The following is a 16,334-nucleotide window of genomic DNA, read 5'->3' as shown; positions in this document are numbered from 1 at the left end:
GAATAAATAATGTTTTCAAATTTTTCCAATATTTTTAACTTGAAGTATAATTCTATTTGGTGATGCGATACAATTTAAGGTTCAATATTCAAATAGATCTTATCACAAAATGTATCCTTAAATAAAAAGGAATGAAATAAATGGATTTTGAGCGTAAAAAACAATCTTCAAAAATATATGGTCTGCTCCAAGATATTCTGGCCAAGAAAGAATATTCTCCTCAAGAAAAACTGGAGGAGTTAACGGCTTTGGCATCTTCTGAACTATCATCTTTTGAAAATTTGGCTTTATATATAGAAATTGCTTTTGCGCAAAAGGGTATTGGATTGCTGGAAGAAGCCGAAAAATCGTTTCTTCTCCTAAAAAACCATCCGGATATCGATGATTTTCCTGAATTTTTAGCAGAAATATATGGGGGGTTAGCCCGGACTGTCATGGATCAAGGAAGATTGGAGGAAGCTGAAAACTTATACAAAAAAGCAATTGATTTGTATTCTCAATTAAAGAATTTACTGAGAGCCTATACAATTAAAATGAATTATGGGATGATTTTCTATTTAAAAGGGGATTTTGACCTAGCCCTCGAAATTTATCAAGAAATTATTGCCTATTCTCATAAAAACCCTGATTTTGATCCCAAGAATGCTTACAGTATGATGGGGATTATTTATAAAGAGAAAGGAAAAATAATAAACGCCTTGACTTTTTTCAAAAAGGCTGCCAAACTCGCTAAGAACCAGAGCGATTTTAATAATTATTGCTTATCACAAAATAATGTGGCTGAATGTTTAGTAGAGATGGGTCAATTCAAAGAAGCAGAACTTATTTATCAAGATGGTATACAAATTGCACAAGATCATCATCAAGCTAGGATACTATCATCACTTTATATTTCTTATTCCTTGATGCAAGTTCAACTTGGGAAGCTTCATGCTGCTCACCATTATATTGATAGATGTTATGAAAATATGAATTTGCTTAATACTTATGGAAAAATCACAGCATATACATCTTTAGGGCAAATTTTTTTCATGGAAGGGAAATTTACAAAAAGCATTGTAGAATTTGAAAAAGGTTTGAAATTAGCCCATACAAGCAAAATTGAAGAACCTGAAATTGAGTTACTTGTTAATCTGGCGGAATCTTATTTTTATCTCGAAAAAATCGAAAAATCTTATGAATTGTTAAAACGAGCTGAAGAATTGTCTTATCGGTTTAAATCAAAATCAGGTCAGATAAAATCTTTGATTTTACGTGCTCGATTGAATATATCAAATTTAAATTTAGGTGAATCGGAATTAATTCTATTAGATGCACAACGTTTAGCAAAGCAAATCAGTAGTGTTCATCTTCATTTTTCCATTCTTCTTCTTCTTGCTGAGATTTATTTAATTCGAAGCTCTAATTATCGAGAAAATAAAGAATATCTTCAGCTTGCCCAAAGTTTCATAGATCAAGCAGTTTCCCTTGCAAAAGAAAAAAACTTGATTATTAAATATATTCAAGCTTTAATCGTTCAAGGATCGATTTATTCACTTTCGGATAATCAAAAAGCCTCTGAAAGTCTTTCCACTGCCTTAAAAATGGCAGAAAACTGTGAAATCTCACATTTTATTGAAAAAATTCGGGAAAAATTAAATAATCTCACTTTTCAACAAATCAACCCTCTTGAAGAATCTGGAAATGTTCCTTTTTCGATCAATTTAATTATCGAAGATATTAAACGAACCCTCTCTCCTAAAGTAGATTTAAACGTGACCGATGTTGATTTGAATCAAACTTTTATGCTAACATACAAAGTGGATGAAGTTATGGGACCAATAATTCATAAAGTGTTGAATATTGATGAAGATGATCCAAAATACTTCAAACAAATTATCTTAAGTGGGGCGTTATATTCTTCTGCTTTGGGGCAAGGTCAAAGTTATCATAAAGGGCTTTTTGGGCCTTTTCCCTTTGGAGAAGGTAACCTTCGGTCATTAGTTTATAGTCATGTAGTGTTTGATACAAGTCAGATTCAAAAACGAAATCAGGGATCTGTATTTGTTCTTCTATGTCTTATATTTAAACAACAGATCAGCCCACTGTTTTACAATCTGTCTCGAGTTGAAGAAATTTTCAATTCATACTTGGATAAAGTACATTTCATTAATGAGATTACAGAAGACCTGCTCCAACAGATTTCCAATAATATTATCGACGATTTGATGGATGATTATAAACAAAATCAATAAATGAGTGGTCCATGATTCAATTGCTCTTCAATTTTCTGAAACAAGTTCTGATATGAACCTTTTTTCCTGCAATTTTTGAAATTGATATGCTATTAAACCAATGTACAGTGTAATTATCACCAAAATAATTGGAACTGCAAAAATTGTTAGAGATTCTGGTAAAATCTGGAATAAAGATGTGATAATAATTAGTAGTGAAATTGCTGTGGCAATGTATGCAAAAGAATGATTGTTCCGATAGTGAGAAGCTGATTTGTTAATTTCCATTTTTCTCAATATATTTATTCACTTCATGTATTTATTTTATCACAAAATTTATAGAGATGGAACTTTATGTGATCTTCATAAGGTAGTTGATTTTTATAAAAAATTCTCTTAAAAGGGATCTCTAATGGGCGATACAAAAAAAAAAATAAAAGATACATTTGATACAGTTAAATCAGGGACAAAAACTCTAAAAAATGCCACCAAATCCGTGACTTTAGTCAAAAAAGGGATTGGTACTGGAATTAAAATTCTCGATGAAATAGCACCAGAAGCGGGTCAGAAAGTGCATGATGTAATGGATTCCGTTCAAAGAAAGTTAGAAGATCACGAAGGAGATATTGAAAATGCTGTTAATAAACTCCAATCTGGTTTGGATCGTGTCGTCGGGGATCGCATTGAAACTGCAGTAGAAAAATTGGAAAACAAGATTGATGAAAAAGGCGGAAAAAAAATCGAAGCGAAATTTGAAGAAGTGGTTGAAAAAGTTGAAACAGTTGTCTCTCCATTCATTCAAAAAGGCAAGAAAATCGCCACTGATGGGTCAAAAGATGTTATAAAGAAAGTCATTGAAAAAAATCTGAAATGATAAAAAATTTTTTTTTTATCACAATTGTCCTAAAATGAGTTAATCTTCTCAAAGAATAGATTAAAACGGCCATGCAAAGATTACGGCGATAATAAACATTGAAATAAAGACCGCAATCATGATTCCCAGAGCGAGTGAATATTTTTTCGGGGAAATCTGATCATCGTTATCCATTTTTCGAATTAAAGGGAACAGTTTCCAGAAAAAGCTCGCAATTGAAAGAACCATTACAACCGCAGCCCACCATTGGGTTGTGGCATCTGCAGTGAGGAGGATTACAATTAACAATCCGATAAAGATTAGTTTTGTTCCAGCAACCCAAGAAGTTAAGTATTTTACTAAACGATGAACTTCCGGATCTTGTTTAGATTTCTCCCAAGCATTGAACACACCAACTGCGTTTGCATATTTCGTTCCGGGGAAGAAGTATAGTGCTCCCACATTTGTGAATTCCATTACAAGAAAAAATATTGTTATGATCGTAAGAAGACTCATGATTTGCTTAAATATGGAGAGTTATAAAAAGATTTGTTTATTTTGTTCGGTGAAATAGATATTTCGTTTTTGAAAAATATTTAAAAATGCTCTAATTCTAAAAAATGAAAAAAAATGGGTCTAATCTTGGACTTTAGGCATGTAATTGTGCAATTTTTTATCTCCCAAGCCATCAAGGTTCCGATTTGTTTCTTTTTTAATTCTTAAATATACTGGAAACATCAAGCAACTAAATACAATGGAAATCCCATCACAAATAACAAATAAAAATTGTACTCCCATTGCTTCTGCCATCAATCCCGATAAACTCATGGCTATTGGCATGATAGAAACTGATAAGAAAGCATCAAAGGCATAGATTCGTCCTTGAAGTTCTGGTGCAACATTAGTTTGGAGAACGCTATAGTAGGAAGCCAAAATTATCCCTAACATTATTCCTGAGCCTGCGTTACATATATACATTATCCAAAACACGCGATAAGGCGTTATCGCTGAAATAATTGAAAAAATTCCGAGTCCAATATTGCCTAAAATGACCAATTGGGTAAAATCTTTCCACTTGATTTTCAAAGTCATAAGAAAAGATCCTACCAAGATACCAATTTGGCTAAACATGACTAAATATGAATAATCTATTGTTGTTCCATCATGCGTGGTTTGAATGAAGAAAGTATAGAGCGTATTGTATGGTGTGTGTAAAAAATTGGCGATAAGTGTAAGAATAACTAAATATTTCACCACAGGTGTATTTTTTATTGCATTAAATCCTTCTTTGAATTCTGTAAAGTAGGCTTGAACAGGATGATCAGAGTTTATTTCAGATTTTTCTTGATTTTTAGGTGGTTCGGGTAGTTTCATTGAAAATAATGCACATACTGCGATTCCAAATGTGATGAAATCTATCCACAAGGATTTTTCTAAAGGCATAAATCGCAATAAAATACCCGTTATAATAGGGCCAATGATCCTTATCCCGCTACCACTAAATGTTCGAAGACCATTAATTCTACTTAAATTTTCCCGTCGCACCATTAAAGGTACCATAGCTGCAACTGCAGATTCATGAAATGCTGAGCAAGATGTATTTATTGCTCCTATGAGTATAAAAAACCAGATTTGGGTGAAATTAGCTTGAAAGGCAATTAAATAGGTTAGTGTCGATAAAGCTATGATCGTATCAAAGATTAATATTGTTTTTTTTTTATTCCAACGATCGACCCACACTCCTGCAAAAGGTACTGTAATGACAAAAGGAAGGTAGGTTAAGGCAGAATAGATTGATATCTTCGTGGCATCTTGAAAAGTGCTAACTACCCACCAATTTACGGTGAAATTAACCACCCAAGATCCAAGGATCGAAAAGATTTGTCCTATCCAAAATATTATAAAGTTTCGTTCTGTTTGGGCAGAAGGTTGATTTGATAACTCGTTCATAATTAATTGAAGCTTGGTTTCAAGATAAGGGCTCGGATTTCAACGGATGCACGTATTTTGCTGTCTGATTTTCTAAAAGATTTTTATAATTGCTAAACAATTTTTTCTTCTTTTTTGTGAATACAATGCTTGTGGAAACCTATCTTTATTTCTGATAAGTAATCTAAGCTTCATTATCCAAAATCGTTTTTCTAAGGGTTAAAAATTTAATTCAAAATTATTCAACCAAAATTTATTTTTTTATTCTGCATTTCTAAACTTAATGAAGAATATCGATGCCACATCTCCGCCTTCTCAACAACAAAATCCCCTTTTGGAAGAATTTGAATCGGTTGATATTACTATTATTCTAATAAATACGGAATCTAGTGGTAATATCGGTTCTGTGGCTCGTGTGATGAAGAATTTTGGATTTTTCAAACTCATCTTATTCAATCCTCAAGATGATCCTTTTCAAACTTATGCTCATGGCTTTGCAATGAAAGCTCAAGATGTGCTAAATGATGCTGAAGTGATTTCGTGTGAGAAAGATGATGAATTTACTGAACTGAAGGTGCTATTTCAACGATTTGATGTAGTTATCGGTTCCAGTGCAAAGGGGTATTCTTATCAAAATATTAAACGAATTCCAATTTTTTTGGAAGATTTGGATCTTTCAATCTTACATGCCACTTCAAAAGTAGCCATTGTATTTGGGCGCGAATCTACTGGATTGTCCAATGAACAAATCTTACAAACTGATTTTCTAATAAAAATCGGTGCGAATCCTGAATATCCTACTTTAAATTTATCACATGCTGTAGCTGTGGTTCTTTATTTCCTTTACCAATCCATGCATGAAGTTAGACATGCACAAGTCATTCCGGGTAATAAAAAAGATAAGGATCGGCTAATTATGATAATGGAAAAAGTTCTTAAGAAAATCCCTCTTCAATCCTATCGCTACGAACGAACATTACATGCGTTCAAAAATATTATTGGGCGTTCTTTCGCATCCAGAAAGGAACTCAATTACATTTTTAACTTTTTCCACAAAACTGATGTGCTTGTTAAAAATCCCGACATATTGAAGGAGTTAAGTAATAACACTAAAGAAAATGAATAGTTTTTGAATAATCACATTGGATTTTCTTAAACTTTTTTGCTGAGAATAATTTTCATTTCTTAAATGGCCGAACAAAGAGAAAAAAATATAATAGACCAAACTACTCGTCCAATCACCAAAGATATTCTTATCACAGAATTTAGGAAAATTGGAATCCAAAAAGGTGATATATTGGTTGTGCACAGTTCCCTTAGCAAAATTGGTTGGGTTGTGGGTGGTGCCATCGATGTTGTGGAAGCCTTGATGGAAGTTGTCACAAAAGAAGGAACTTTGATTATGCCTGCCCATTCTGGTGGAAATTCTGAACCAAGTGTTTGGCAACATCCATCTGTCCCAGAGATGTGGTGGCCTACAATTCGTGATAATCTTCCTCCTTTTAGACCAGACGTTACTCCTAATCGAATGATGGGTAAGATTGCAGATCTATTTAGAACATACCCGGGAGTGATACGGAGTAATCATCCTCAAAATTCATTCACTGCTTGGGGAAAGAATGCCCCCATAATTACTGCTAATCAGCCTTATTTTCCATCGTTTGGAGAAAATTCTCCCCTTGGGCGGATTTATGAAATGGGAGGGAAAATTCTCCTTTTGGGTGTTGGTCATAGTAATAATTCATCTTTACATCTTGCAGAATCTAAAGCCAATATTCCTAATAATCCTATGGAATCTCAAGGAGCAGCTGTACTTGAGAATGGACAGAGAAAGTGGGTTGAATGGGATGATTTTTCTTACGAAGATGAAGACTTCCCTGAAATAGGGAAAGCTTTTGAAGAATCTATTGGGTATATTCGAAACAAAATTGTAAATGCGGAAGCAATTTTGCTCTCGCAAGTTGATCTAGTCGATTTTGCTGTAGAGTGGATGAAAACCCATCGATCCTATCTTCTGAATTAAATATTAAATAAGTTTTTTTTTCCCCGTTTTTCTCTCTAAGCTTTATTATATTTTTGGTTTAAATGGAACCTTTTTATTCAACATCGATCAAACATGTAATGGGGAACATATCAATGAACATACTACAGAAAATACAAGAACAATTCTTAGTCATCAAAGACCGTTTTTCTAATGTCCATCTCAAATTAGAGGATATTGTTGATGCCAATAATCAAATGCTAAAAAGCCATCTTAAATTATGCAAGGAAAGTAATGAGGGAATCATTGCTCTCAAAATTTTTGGGGAACATGAATCTCCTGGATTGAAACAAGCTTTTATCAATTTGTCAGATGCCTTAAAGAGTATAGAAGTTTCACGAACTGCTATGGTGACAATGCTTGAAACATCTTTCGTAGATCCTATTAAAGAACTTGCTCATTTACAAAGAGAAGTTTATAAAGCAGAAACTTTGACTGGTACGGCTCAAACCGCTTTGGAAAAGAGTCAAGAAAAACTCAAGGCAAAAAAAGAAAAACCTCGTGATGGGTTAGAAGAAGCAAAATTAGAAAAACTCGATTTATCCATAAAAAATGCCGAAGATGGTGTAAAAGAATCCGAAGAATTGTTGAGTACACGAAAGAAAAATGAGTCTATGCTGAAAATAAAACTTGCAAAGAACAAACTCGAAAATATGAAGCGTACATTGACTTTACTCGTCCAAGAATACAAGAAATTACACTCGATCGGAATTAATTCACTAACTGATACAAAAGATTTTGTAGATAAAATAAATATCCAGAAAGAGTCTACTTCTGCCATTTTGTATCCTATTCCACGTTTAAACACCGAAGATTATGTTGAGGGAATGAAAATTCTACGAAATACCGTCAAAAATGTTGGATCAAGATTGGAGAAAGTGAGAAAAGAAAATGTGCAATTGTTGGATGCTCATCTGCTTCTACAAGTTGAAACACGTAAAGCGATAACTTTATTTAAGGAATTCGCGAAAGAAGAAACTCCTGGAATTCAGAATGCAATTGAAAACTTTGCTGAGGGTCTGGAAACTATCGAATCTAATCGAGAAGCATTTGTTAAGCAAATGCGGTTTGAATTTATTCAACCAATTGATAACACAATCAAAGAAAAAGAAACATTATTGGAGCAACTTGAAAAAACACTGGAAAACTATAAGGATCATAAAAAATGGGAAGGAATCCTGCAAAAAATCCGAGGAAAAGAAGCTAACAATTTAAAACCTGGAGAATTGGAAGAAGCCAAAGAAAATGTTGCTCGGTTAGATAAAATAACGAATCATGAACATAATATTTTGACCCAGAATACGCATTTATTCACCGTCTCCAAAATTGAAGCGTGTAAAAATAGTCTCACTTCGATATTAGAACGAAACTTGAAATTCCATGATCAAGCATTCAATATTATTGCAAATACCGAAATTTTGGCCAAAGACATTGAAATTAAAAAGGAATTTAATTCTGTAGATTTGCGATCAAAACCGGTTGAAAAAACTGTTAAACCTGAGAAGAAGGTTCCTGCTCCTGTGAAAAAAACACCTGCCCCTAAGAAAACAGAAGAAAAACCTGTGAAAAAGACTGAATCTGCCCCTAAACCAGCCGCTGCGAAACCAACGAAAAAATCTTCCAAGAAATCATCAAAAAAAACCATAAAAAAATCGACACCAAAGAAATCGACACCAAAGAAATCATAAACAAGATATTTTTTTTTCGTTCTTTTTTGTTTTGCTCTTATTTTCACTTAATTTATTTGCTAAGGATTGGCATTAATTTAATTAATCAATGTTATTTTGTTAAATCCAATATAGCATCATAGGAAATTTTGGTGAATTAATTGAGTGAAAATGAAAAAGATCAAGAACATGACAAACGATTATTGGGTTTAAAAATCCATTTTATCGTCTATATTAGCGTTAATATATTACTTTTTATTATCAATTTTTTAACTGGATATTCTGTTCGCTGGCACATGTGGCCTCTGATGTCTTGGGGTATCGCAATTGTTTTACATGCAGCGATTATTATATTAATTAATATTTTTGACAATACGTATGATAGAAGTTTGGCAATTCATGCTTCCATAACTATTATTACATCTGCTTATTTGATTTGGAATGATTGGTTTGAAGATAGAAAGATTCAATGGTTCATTTTTGCAGTTATACCACTCGCTTTAATTTGGCTTAATCATTATGGAATAAATAAAATTGTGAAACCTCAATTTGGTAATAGTGATAGCCGATTTAATCACATGGTTCTTCGTGAAATGGAAAATATTGACCCTGAAGTAAAAGAACCCAATCGAATTGCGCGTAAAATTGTGCTCAATCGATTAGTCTTCGTTAATCATGTTATTATTTACATCGCAGTTAATTCCTTCCTCTTTATTCTCAATATTTTGAATGGATTGGATTATGCATGGTTTCTGTGGCCTGCTATGTCATGGGGTGTTAATATTTTCTTCCATGCGATCTTCTATTTCGCTTCTAAAAAGAAAGCGTTTGGACAAAAGATGTCTATTAAAATCTTTTTAGCGTATCCCGCTTCAATTTCATTATATTTAGTCTTTGTCGATGGATTTTCCGATGGGCGCTTCAATTGGTTCTGGTGGGCTGTGATTCCTATCGCATTGATTTCCCTTTTAATTGTTAGAGGGCGATCAGAGAAAAAAATGAAAGACAATAATCAAAAAGTGATAACACCCACACAAAAATCGCAACCTGGTTATCAATACCAACAACCAATCCGTGTTCAAGTTCAGAATGTGGTTATACGTAAATTTTGTGCTAAATGTGGGAAACCTACAAAAAGGGGTCACAAATTTTGTGAATTTTGTGGATTTCAAATTAATTAAAATTTTTTCTATTTTTTACCAAAAAATCAAATAGATTTGCCCTCATTGAAAAAAAACGTCAAAAGATAATGATTGAAAAACATGAGCTCATCTTTTTTTAATTATATGCAGCTATACACAATAATTTGTTAAAAAAAGATTATTCCAGAAAAATTAATTGAGTAACCGGGAATAATTCAAAGGAACGCCACATTGAAGACAATATTGGGCATCACTTGGTAATATTTTTCCACATTTGTAACAGAAGACTTGCCCATTGGATAAAATCAGTGAAATTGATTTAAGGGGCTCGATTGACGCAGATCTTGTTGAATTAATAGTAAGATTGGTGCATTTTTGCTGATTTTCTGTAAAATTTTCAAAACATATTTCGCTAGGAATTGCACTTGTAGGAGCAGATCGATAGTAGGGATGAATACGATTTCCCTTTTTATCGACCCCCACTTGATTCGCAAAATGTTTACGAGCTTGGCGCTCCTTTCGAATTGATAAAATACTGTTGAAGAATGAAGCGAGAATACTAACATAACCAACTGCAACTCCTCCAATCCAAGCTATGGAAAACAAAATAAGGAACCAGAAAAAACCAGAATTTATAATGGCGGCGATTAACATAGCAGCGCCTCCAAAAAAGGGTAAGAAAAAAAGTGTGGAGCCTATAAAACCGATTGTTGTCTTGACATAAGAAGATGTAGTCAAATGACAAATTGTACAATTTCCGCTATGATTGCACTCTGGACAAATTGGCTTATTACATTTTGCGCAAGTGATTTCTGCTTCTTGATCTGTGTGATAATGACATAGGATTTTACTCATAGTAGTTTACATTACAGGATTAGATATGCAGAATAAGTTTCATTCTGCATCTATTTTTATCTAAGCTTATATCTCAATAATTGATTATCCACTGTATTCTTACTGATCCATATTTTTCAATTAGTATATTTTTAATTCTGATGAATCATATGATTCCTTTTTATATATTCTAATCAGATATGATACATTTTTGTATAATAATATTTCATTTTGCTCGCTAAACAACTCTACCTTTTCTTTTGGCTTTAATCAAAAAATTTTCATGAAGAGAGACTAAGATAAAATAAAAAATAGGTTAAGAAACCATTCGAGATCGTAATTCTTCGGCTAAGTCCATTTTGCGAATTCGTTTTGTTAATTTTCGAGTTGCTAATCCAATGGAGATGAAACTTAAACCTAAGACTACGGGCCAAGTGTACCAAGGTATAGAAAGTGGGATGTAATAGTTATCCCCCATCATATAGGTCATAGACTGCCAGTAAACAAAATATCCCACCGGAATGGTCACGATAAGACTAAACACACTTAATATGGCGTTTTCCCAGAATATCATTTTTGAAAAGTAACGGGGATTTGTTCCCATCGCTTTAAATGCAAGAAAATCATTTTCTCGACTGATAAAGCCCATGTACATGGTATTGAAACTAAAGAGTACACCTATTACCATCCCAACCACCACAAAGAGGATGAGTAGGCTCATCATGGATTGAATTAGTGCCATCATAGATTGCTGCGATTGTTGAGCATCCACCCATTGAGCTATTGGGAATTCAGATCCAATAGTTTCCCGTAATTCTACAATGTCAACATCTTCTCCAGGATTAAATAATAAACCGTTCACATAATTGGATGGTACTCCAAAATGAATGCTATTATTATTTGCATTGAAGGATTCAATGGTCCAATAGCCAGAATTATCTATAAATTCACCCACCATTCCCACCACTTTCACTGTAAAATTGTCAATAAGTCCAATTTTTATTTCATCTCCGAGAACAATTTCATTGTCCTTCGCCATAGTATTTCCTAAAAAGATTGTTGATGAGTTTAGTGATTTTTTATCGGTGATCTCACCTGATATGATGTTCATGTCCCGAAATGTTGAATTCGCTTGATAGCATTCGATAATAAATCCGCCTTCATTGTTGCCATCAACATTTAAATTAGAATACACCGTAATTGTGCTTTCATAGTGCTCTATAGTATCCGCAGGAAGATTCTGCATAAAATTGCTAATGTTTGTTGCGGGAACTGGACTTTCAAATAAAACACGGTATTTTGCCGTATTGTAGACTTCAAAACTATTATTTAATGCTCCAAACATGTTCCCTACCATTGCTATTGAGGTAATCAACATGATCATTGAAGTTGTGATTGCTAAAATTGTGACGGCGGATTTACGTTTACGGAGAAAAATTTCCCTGATCGGGACTTTCATGTGAATAGATCGAAATCCGGGGAGCCATGAAAAGAGACGTTCCGAGAAAGCGGCTTTGGTGGCTTTTATACGATTGAAGATTGCAGACATTGCTTCTCGAGGTGTGATCTTTGTTATCGGAAATGCACTCAGGCCTGAAAATATGATGCAAACACCCAAAGTAATTAACGCTCCAAACACATATTCTTCAATAACTATTGGAAATAACAGTACTTGAAATGGCCAGACTCGGGCAAGTAATTTTGTCATTCCTATAGCAAATAGATGCCCTAATGGAATACCTATGAGTGAACCTATTACCGCCAAATAAAAAGTTATTTTAACATAATGTAAAACAATGTTATTTGGATTTGCACCTAAACTCATAAATAAGCCAATATTTTTCCGCTGAGATTGGACTAAGCGGGAAATCGTATTATAGATTGCCACACAACACATAATTAGCCCAATTATTCCAAACAAAGTTCCCATTTTGTCCATTGATCCTGCATCAGCATTGAAAAATTGTCGATCAATGGTTTCATCAAACTTCTCATATTGAAGTGTACTGAGATCAATTCCTTGTGAGGCAAAATTTTGGAGTAAAGCATCCGAGGCGATATTAATTTTATCTTCATTGAGCCGATCTTCAACAGTAAATAATACTTGATTAATAAGGGGCATTCCATTAAACATAAACTGCTGCATTTCTGATAAATCAATCCATATTACTGCCAATTGGCCCATTAAAGACATTTGTGAGATAGGATCTACCACATAACAGAAATCAAGATCCTGCCCAATGGCTTGGATTGTTAGATTTTTTTCCATTGCCCCTAATTGAAGTGAGACATTTTCCCCAATTTGAGTATCTTGTCCTAGTAAATTCCCCGCAAATGCCGCATCAATAATGCAATTTGAACTATTTGCCAAGAAGTTTGGATTTGTATCTCCTAAAGAAGAGACTGATTGTAAACTCACTTGATTTATTTGATTGGGGAACTCTACTCCTATCAAAATACTCGGAAATATTTCCCCATTATATTCAATTTCAGTATAGGTAATTAATCGCCCTTCCACATCGGCAATTTTGTGGTTGGTTAGGAATTCGGAATCATTTTGAATTTTTTCAACTGATTCCTCAAGAACTGGAGCTGTAAGTGAAAATCTACCATCAGCTACATTACTATTCCTTAAATTTTCTTCATATGATGCTATTACCATAGGGTATCCTGCACGCATTCCTAAAACCATGGTGAGGGTAACTGCCACAATACTTACAATAAGGATCGAGCGAAATTTTTGCTGTTTAATCTCCCGAAAAACCTTTATATCCATGATTTTCATATGTATCACTCCTGAACTTTCTTGAATTCTGGTAAATTCGTTACATTTTCTGTAGAATTTGGATTTTCGATGATTTTTTCGATTTTACCCATTTTCAGGTGGAAAATTCTATCTGCATACCGAGTAATAGAAGTATCATGACTCACTACAATGAAAGTGCTTCCTTCATCACGATTTAAGGTTTGCATTAATTCTGCTATTTTTTGCCCTGTCACAAAGTCGAGATTACCCGTAGGTTCGTCTGCGACGATTAATTTTGGATTTTTTACTAAAGCACGAGCAATAGCCACCCGTTGCTGTTCTCCGCCTGATAATTGGCTTGGAAAACGTAACTCTTTTCCTTCTAGTCCCACTTTTGCCAAAATTTTATAGGACTTTTCTTTGATTTCTTTACGATTTTTAATTCCCTGAAATTCCAGAGCCAAACCAACATTTTCCCAAGCGCGTAAGCTATCCACAATATTAAAGAATTGGAAAACCCATCCTACTTGATTTTTCCGATATTCATTCAATTGTTTGGTATTTAAGTCTTTTATGTTAATTCTATCTACTATGATATTTCCTGTAGTTGGGTGATCAATTCCACCAATCATATTTAAAAGTGTAGTCTTCCCCGCACCCGAAGGACCAAGAATTACTACAAACTCTCCTTCGTTAATACTTAAATCTACACCATCGAGGGCATGGATTTGGGTTTCACCAAATTCAAAACTCCGAACTAGGTTTTCTGCTTTAACCAAGTTATTCATTAGAATCGCCAAATTACTGTTTTAACAATGAACAAAAAAAATAATGATTCTTCAATGAAACAATGTCCGGTAAATAATAAATGTTATCATAAACTAACAAAAAGTATCAGTAATCGAAAAAAATGGCTATATCAAAGAAAATTGGTTATTTTACCTTGTTTTTTTCCAGATTCTATCTGCAGAAGTCTTTTTTTAATTGGTAAACCCCCTCCATATCCTGTTAATGATCCATCTGATCCAATTACACGGTGGCAAGGGATAATTATTGCTATTCCATTTTGTCCATTGGCATTCGCAACGGCTCGAACTGCTTCTGGTTGGTTGATTTTCTTGGCAATATCTAAATAGGATACTGTTTTCCCATATTTAATTTGGAGAAGGGCTTGCCACACTTTTAATTGAAATATACTACCACGAATATCTAAAGGTACTGTAAATTGTTGAAGTTGTCCCAGTAAATAACGTTGAAGTTGTTGTTCGGCTTGTTCAATAAAGGAAGAGGTGCCTTGTATTTTATTGGTCCCGTATAGTTTTTCAATTCTTTTGAGTATTGTAGGAAATGATTTTCGGTATTTAAAATCCAATAAACATAAACCCTTTGGTGAAGAAGCAAAAACTATGACACCCAGAGGGGTATCGACTTCTTTCATGATAACTTCAGTTTTGTCCATGCTACATAATTCCAAGATGTTTCGTATATGCTAGTTTTAATCCCTTTACAGATTGATATCCAACTAATGGATGGATTTCTTTCATTGTTTTTCCCTCTTGCATCAATTTTCTCGCTTTTTCTAATCGCAAATTTCGGTGAAATTCTTTAAGGGATAAGGTATGTTTGTTTTTAAAGTGACGTCGGACTGTAGAAATCTCTAAATTAACCAAATTACTTAATTCTAAATCCAGAACTGCTCGATTGAGATTATTCGCTAAGTATGTTTCAATTTTCTCTAGCCATTTAGGATAAAAATGAGGTCCATTCATTGGATGACAGCGCCTGCATGGGCGATAACCTTTTTCTTTTGCCTCTAATGCTGTTGAAATAAATTCAACATTCTTGGAAAAAGGTGTTTTCGCTTTACAAGAAGGGAGGCAGAAGATTCCTGTTGATTTCACACAAGTAAAAAATACTCCATCATAGTCTTTATTTCGATTTTTGATGATATCATACATGAAATCAAAAGAGTAATTCATCAATCGGAATAAAGTATTTACGTTTTTTATATCTTATGTTTTAATTTTAAAAGATGTGGAAGAAATTGGGCATTTAACTGTAAATAAAAAAAAAGTTTGTGTAGAAGTTGGTTTGATTTGTCTATTAAAAAAACTTATTAAGTATAGCCCATCGCTCCCATGAAATCTAATTCTGGCACTAACGAATAGAAAAGATACAATAAGAATATTCCAATTAAACCTACCCAAATGGTGTGGCGCCATTCCATTCCAACTAAGAATTTTAATATTATTAAGAAAATTAAGAATGCAATAATAGGAGCCATACCACTAACATAATTGTGTCCTCCATTATCAATTAATCCTCTTATCATCACCATTAATTCTCCAGGTAGTCCAATTACAGTGATTATTGCACCTGTGACTATTGGAACTAATAATACCATGAGTAGAGCGGTCAATAGCAACATTATTTTTTTCCGGTTGCCAAAATCTTTGCTAACAATGATTCTGGTTGCAAGCCAAAGGGCAAGCCATAAAAATATTGTAGCAATCAAGATGTAGATGATTGTCCAAAAAGTAAATGATCCTTGTAAAATCATACTTACATTAATCAAAGATCCTCTTAAAAATGCTGATATTCTAAAATTGTAGTTAATCGAAAAAAAAGAGTTTTTTTTTTACCACAAACCGCCCGCGGTAAGGACCATATGCAGGCCTATACCCATTAATGCGGCTGCAATAATGATGACAATTGAAGTAAATTTGACACTATCCCGTTCGGGACGTTTAAATTCAGTGAAGAAGATAAGTAAGAATAAGAAGATTACACCTAAGACTAAAAGTATCCAGCCCCAGAAAGCAACATAATCAAGAGTACTCCAGAAATTTTTCCAATTATCTGCTAAACCATCGAAAACAGTAAGGATCATTATATGAAAAAAAAGGCAA

Annotated in this window: 16 protein-coding genes; 6 read left to right on the top strand and 10 right to left on the bottom strand. The window is 33.6% G+C overall.

What is annotated here, in order from left to right; translation table 11 throughout:
• Positions 1–140 precede the first annotated feature (140 nt).
• Positions 141–2,234, top strand: a complete 2,094-nt coding sequence (locus NEF87_RS10620; RefSeq protein ID WP_457919783.1) for a tetratricopeptide repeat protein — start codon at positions 141–143, stop codon at positions 2,232–2,234.
• Positions 2,235–2,261: 27 nt separating this feature from the next.
• Here the strand turns inward: NEF87_RS10620 and NEF87_RS10615 are convergent, their stop codons facing one another.
• Positions 2,262–2,501, bottom strand: a complete 240-nt coding sequence (locus tag NEF87_RS10615; RefSeq protein WP_457919782.1) for a hypothetical protein — start codon at positions 2,499–2,501, stop codon at positions 2,262–2,264.
• 124 nt (positions 2,502–2,625) lie between these two features.
• On the opposite strand from NEF87_RS10615, the gene NEF87_RS10610 reads away from it, so the two are divergent.
• Positions 2,626–3,087, top strand: coding sequence for a hypothetical protein (locus NEF87_RS10610; RefSeq protein WP_457919781.1), 462 nt, complete (start codon positions 2,626–2,628; stop codon positions 3,085–3,087).
• Positions 3,088–3,147: 60 nt separating this feature from the next.
• Here the strand turns inward: NEF87_RS10610 and NEF87_RS10605 are convergent, their stop codons facing one another.
• Together NEF87_RS10605 and NEF87_RS10600 are read right to left on the bottom strand one after the other, a co-directional pair.
• Complete coding sequence (locus tag NEF87_RS10605) at positions 3,148–3,582, bottom strand: hypothetical protein (RefSeq protein WP_457919780.1); 435 nt, start codon at positions 3,580–3,582, stop codon at positions 3,148–3,150.
• Between the two features lie 120 nt (positions 3,583–3,702).
• A complete protein-coding gene (locus tag NEF87_RS10600; protein WP_457919779.1) occupies positions 3,703–5,016 on the bottom strand; it encodes an MFS transporter in 1,314 nt (437 codons plus the stop codon).
• A 262-nt stretch (positions 5,017–5,278) separates the two neighbouring features.
• On the opposite strand from NEF87_RS10600, the gene NEF87_RS10595 reads away from it, so the two are divergent.
• From NEF87_RS10595 to NEF87_RS10580, 4 genes are all read left to right on the top strand, one after another.
• On the top strand, positions 5,279–6,121 hold the full coding sequence (locus NEF87_RS10595) for an RNA methyltransferase (protein ID WP_457919778.1): 843 nt from the start codon (positions 5,279–5,281) through the stop codon (positions 6,119–6,121).
• Positions 6,122–6,184: 63 nt separating this feature from the next.
• The gene (locus NEF87_RS10590) at positions 6,185–7,018 is read left to right on the top strand and encodes an aminoglycoside N(3)-acetyltransferase (RefSeq protein WP_457919777.1); all 834 of its coding nucleotides are present in this window, start codon (positions 6,185–6,187) and stop codon (positions 7,016–7,018) included.
• 113 nt (positions 7,019–7,131) lie between these two features.
• Complete coding sequence (locus NEF87_RS10585; RefSeq protein ID WP_457919776.1) at positions 7,132–8,724, top strand: hypothetical protein; 1,593 nt, start codon at positions 7,132–7,134, stop codon at positions 8,722–8,724.
• Positions 8,725–8,864: 140 nt separating this feature from the next.
• Positions 8,865–9,884 carry a 2TM domain-containing protein gene (locus NEF87_RS10580; RefSeq protein ID WP_457919775.1) on the top strand — a complete coding sequence of 340 codons (1,020 nt, stop codon included), beginning with the start codon at positions 8,865–8,867 and terminating at the stop codon, positions 9,882–9,884.
• A gap of 153 nt (positions 9,885–10,037) precedes the next feature.
• Here NEF87_RS10580 and NEF87_RS10575 read toward each other — a convergent pair whose 3' ends face one another.
• The 7 genes from NEF87_RS10575 to NEF87_RS10545 form a co-directional block, all read right to left on the bottom strand.
• The gene (locus NEF87_RS10575; protein ID WP_457919774.1) at positions 10,038–10,700 is read right to left on the bottom strand and encodes a hypothetical protein; all 663 of its coding nucleotides are present in this window, start codon (positions 10,698–10,700) and stop codon (positions 10,038–10,040) included.
• Positions 10,701–10,995: 295 nt separating this feature from the next.
• A complete protein-coding gene (locus tag NEF87_RS10570) occupies positions 10,996–13,464 on the bottom strand; it encodes an ABC transporter permease (RefSeq protein ID WP_457919773.1) in 2,469 nt (822 codons plus the stop codon).
• 5 nt (positions 13,465–13,469) lie between these two features.
• The gene (locus NEF87_RS10565; RefSeq protein WP_457919772.1) at positions 13,470–14,213 is read right to left on the bottom strand and encodes an ABC transporter ATP-binding protein; all 744 of its coding nucleotides are present in this window, start codon (positions 14,211–14,213) and stop codon (positions 13,470–13,472) included.
• Between the two features lie 131 nt (positions 14,214–14,344).
• Positions 14,345–14,884, bottom strand: a complete 540-nt coding sequence (locus tag NEF87_RS10560; RefSeq protein ID WP_457919771.1) for a methylated-DNA--[protein]-cysteine S-methyltransferase — start codon at positions 14,882–14,884, stop codon at positions 14,345–14,347.
• Between the two features lies 1 nt (position 14,885).
• The gene (locus NEF87_RS10555; protein WP_457919770.1) at positions 14,886–15,404 is read right to left on the bottom strand and encodes an Ada metal-binding domain-containing protein; all 519 of its coding nucleotides are present in this window, start codon (positions 15,402–15,404) and stop codon (positions 14,886–14,888) included.
• Positions 15,405–15,541: 137 nt separating this feature from the next.
• Positions 15,542–15,985 carry a hypothetical protein gene (locus tag NEF87_RS10550; RefSeq protein WP_457919769.1) on the bottom strand — a complete coding sequence of 148 codons (444 nt, stop codon included), beginning with the start codon at positions 15,983–15,985 and terminating at the stop codon, positions 15,542–15,544.
• A gap of 78 nt (positions 15,986–16,063) precedes the next feature.
• Complete coding sequence (locus NEF87_RS10545; protein ID WP_457919768.1) at positions 16,064–16,315, bottom strand: hypothetical protein; 252 nt, start codon at positions 16,313–16,315, stop codon at positions 16,064–16,066.
• Between the last annotated feature and the right edge of the window lie 19 nt (positions 16,316–16,334).

The sequence above is a fragment of the Candidatus Lokiarchaeum ossiferum genome, assembly GCA_025839675.1.
In the GTDB taxonomy this organism is placed as follows: domain Archaea; phylum Asgardarchaeota; class Lokiarchaeia; order Sigyniarchaeales; family Promethearchaeaceae; genus Lokiarchaeum; species Lokiarchaeum ossiferum.
The sequence above is the reverse complement of the archived record's forward strand: the minus strand, read 5'-3'. Positions and strand labels throughout refer to the sequence as shown.

Coding starts and splice junctions, on each gene's coding strand:
- NEF87_RS10620 (WP_457919783.1), top strand. CDS start 141: ATGGATTTTGAGCGTAAAAAACAATCTTCAAAAATATATGGTCTGCTC.
- NEF87_RS10615 (WP_457919782.1), bottom strand. CDS start 2,501: ATGGAAATTAACAAATCAGCTTCTCACTATCGGAACAATCATTCTTTT.
- NEF87_RS10610 (WP_457919781.1), top strand. CDS start 2,626: ATGGGCGATACAAAAAAAAAAATAAAAGATACATTTGATACAGTTAAA.
- NEF87_RS10605 (WP_457919780.1), bottom strand. CDS start 3,582: ATGAGTCTTCTTACGATCATAACAATATTTTTTCTTGTAATGGAATTC.
- NEF87_RS10600 (WP_457919779.1), bottom strand. CDS start 5,016: ATGAACGAGTTATCAAATCAACCTTCTGCCCAAACAGAACGAAACTTT.
- NEF87_RS10595 (WP_457919778.1), top strand. CDS start 5,279: ATGAAGAATATCGATGCCACATCTCCGCCTTCTCAACAACAAAATCCC.
- NEF87_RS10590 (WP_457919777.1), top strand. CDS start 6,185: ATGGCCGAACAAAGAGAAAAAAATATAATAGACCAAACTACTCGTCCA.
- NEF87_RS10585 (WP_457919776.1), top strand. CDS start 7,132: ATGAACATACTACAGAAAATACAAGAACAATTCTTAGTCATCAAAGAC.
- NEF87_RS10575 (WP_457919774.1), bottom strand. CDS start 10,700: ATGAGTAAAATCCTATGTCATTATCACACAGATCAAGAAGCAGAAATC.
- NEF87_RS10570 (WP_457919773.1), bottom strand. CDS start 13,464: ATGAAAATCATGGATATAAAGGTTTTTCGGGAGATTAAACAGCAAAAA.
- NEF87_RS10565 (WP_457919772.1), bottom strand. CDS start 14,213: ATGAATAACTTGGTTAAAGCAGAAAACCTAGTTCGGAGTTTTGAATTT.
- NEF87_RS10560 (WP_457919771.1), bottom strand. CDS start 14,884: ATGGACAAAACTGAAGTTATCATGAAAGAAGTCGATACCCCTCTGGGT.
- NEF87_RS10555 (WP_457919770.1), bottom strand. CDS start 15,404: ATGAATTACTCTTTTGATTTCATGTATGATATCATCAAAAATCGAAAT.
- NEF87_RS10550 (WP_457919769.1), bottom strand. CDS start 15,985: ATGATTTTACAAGGATCATTTACTTTTTGGACAATCATCTACATCTTG.
- NEF87_RS10545 (WP_457919768.1), bottom strand. CDS start 16,315: ATGATCCTTACTGTTTTCGATGGTTTAGCAGATAATTGGAAAAATTTC.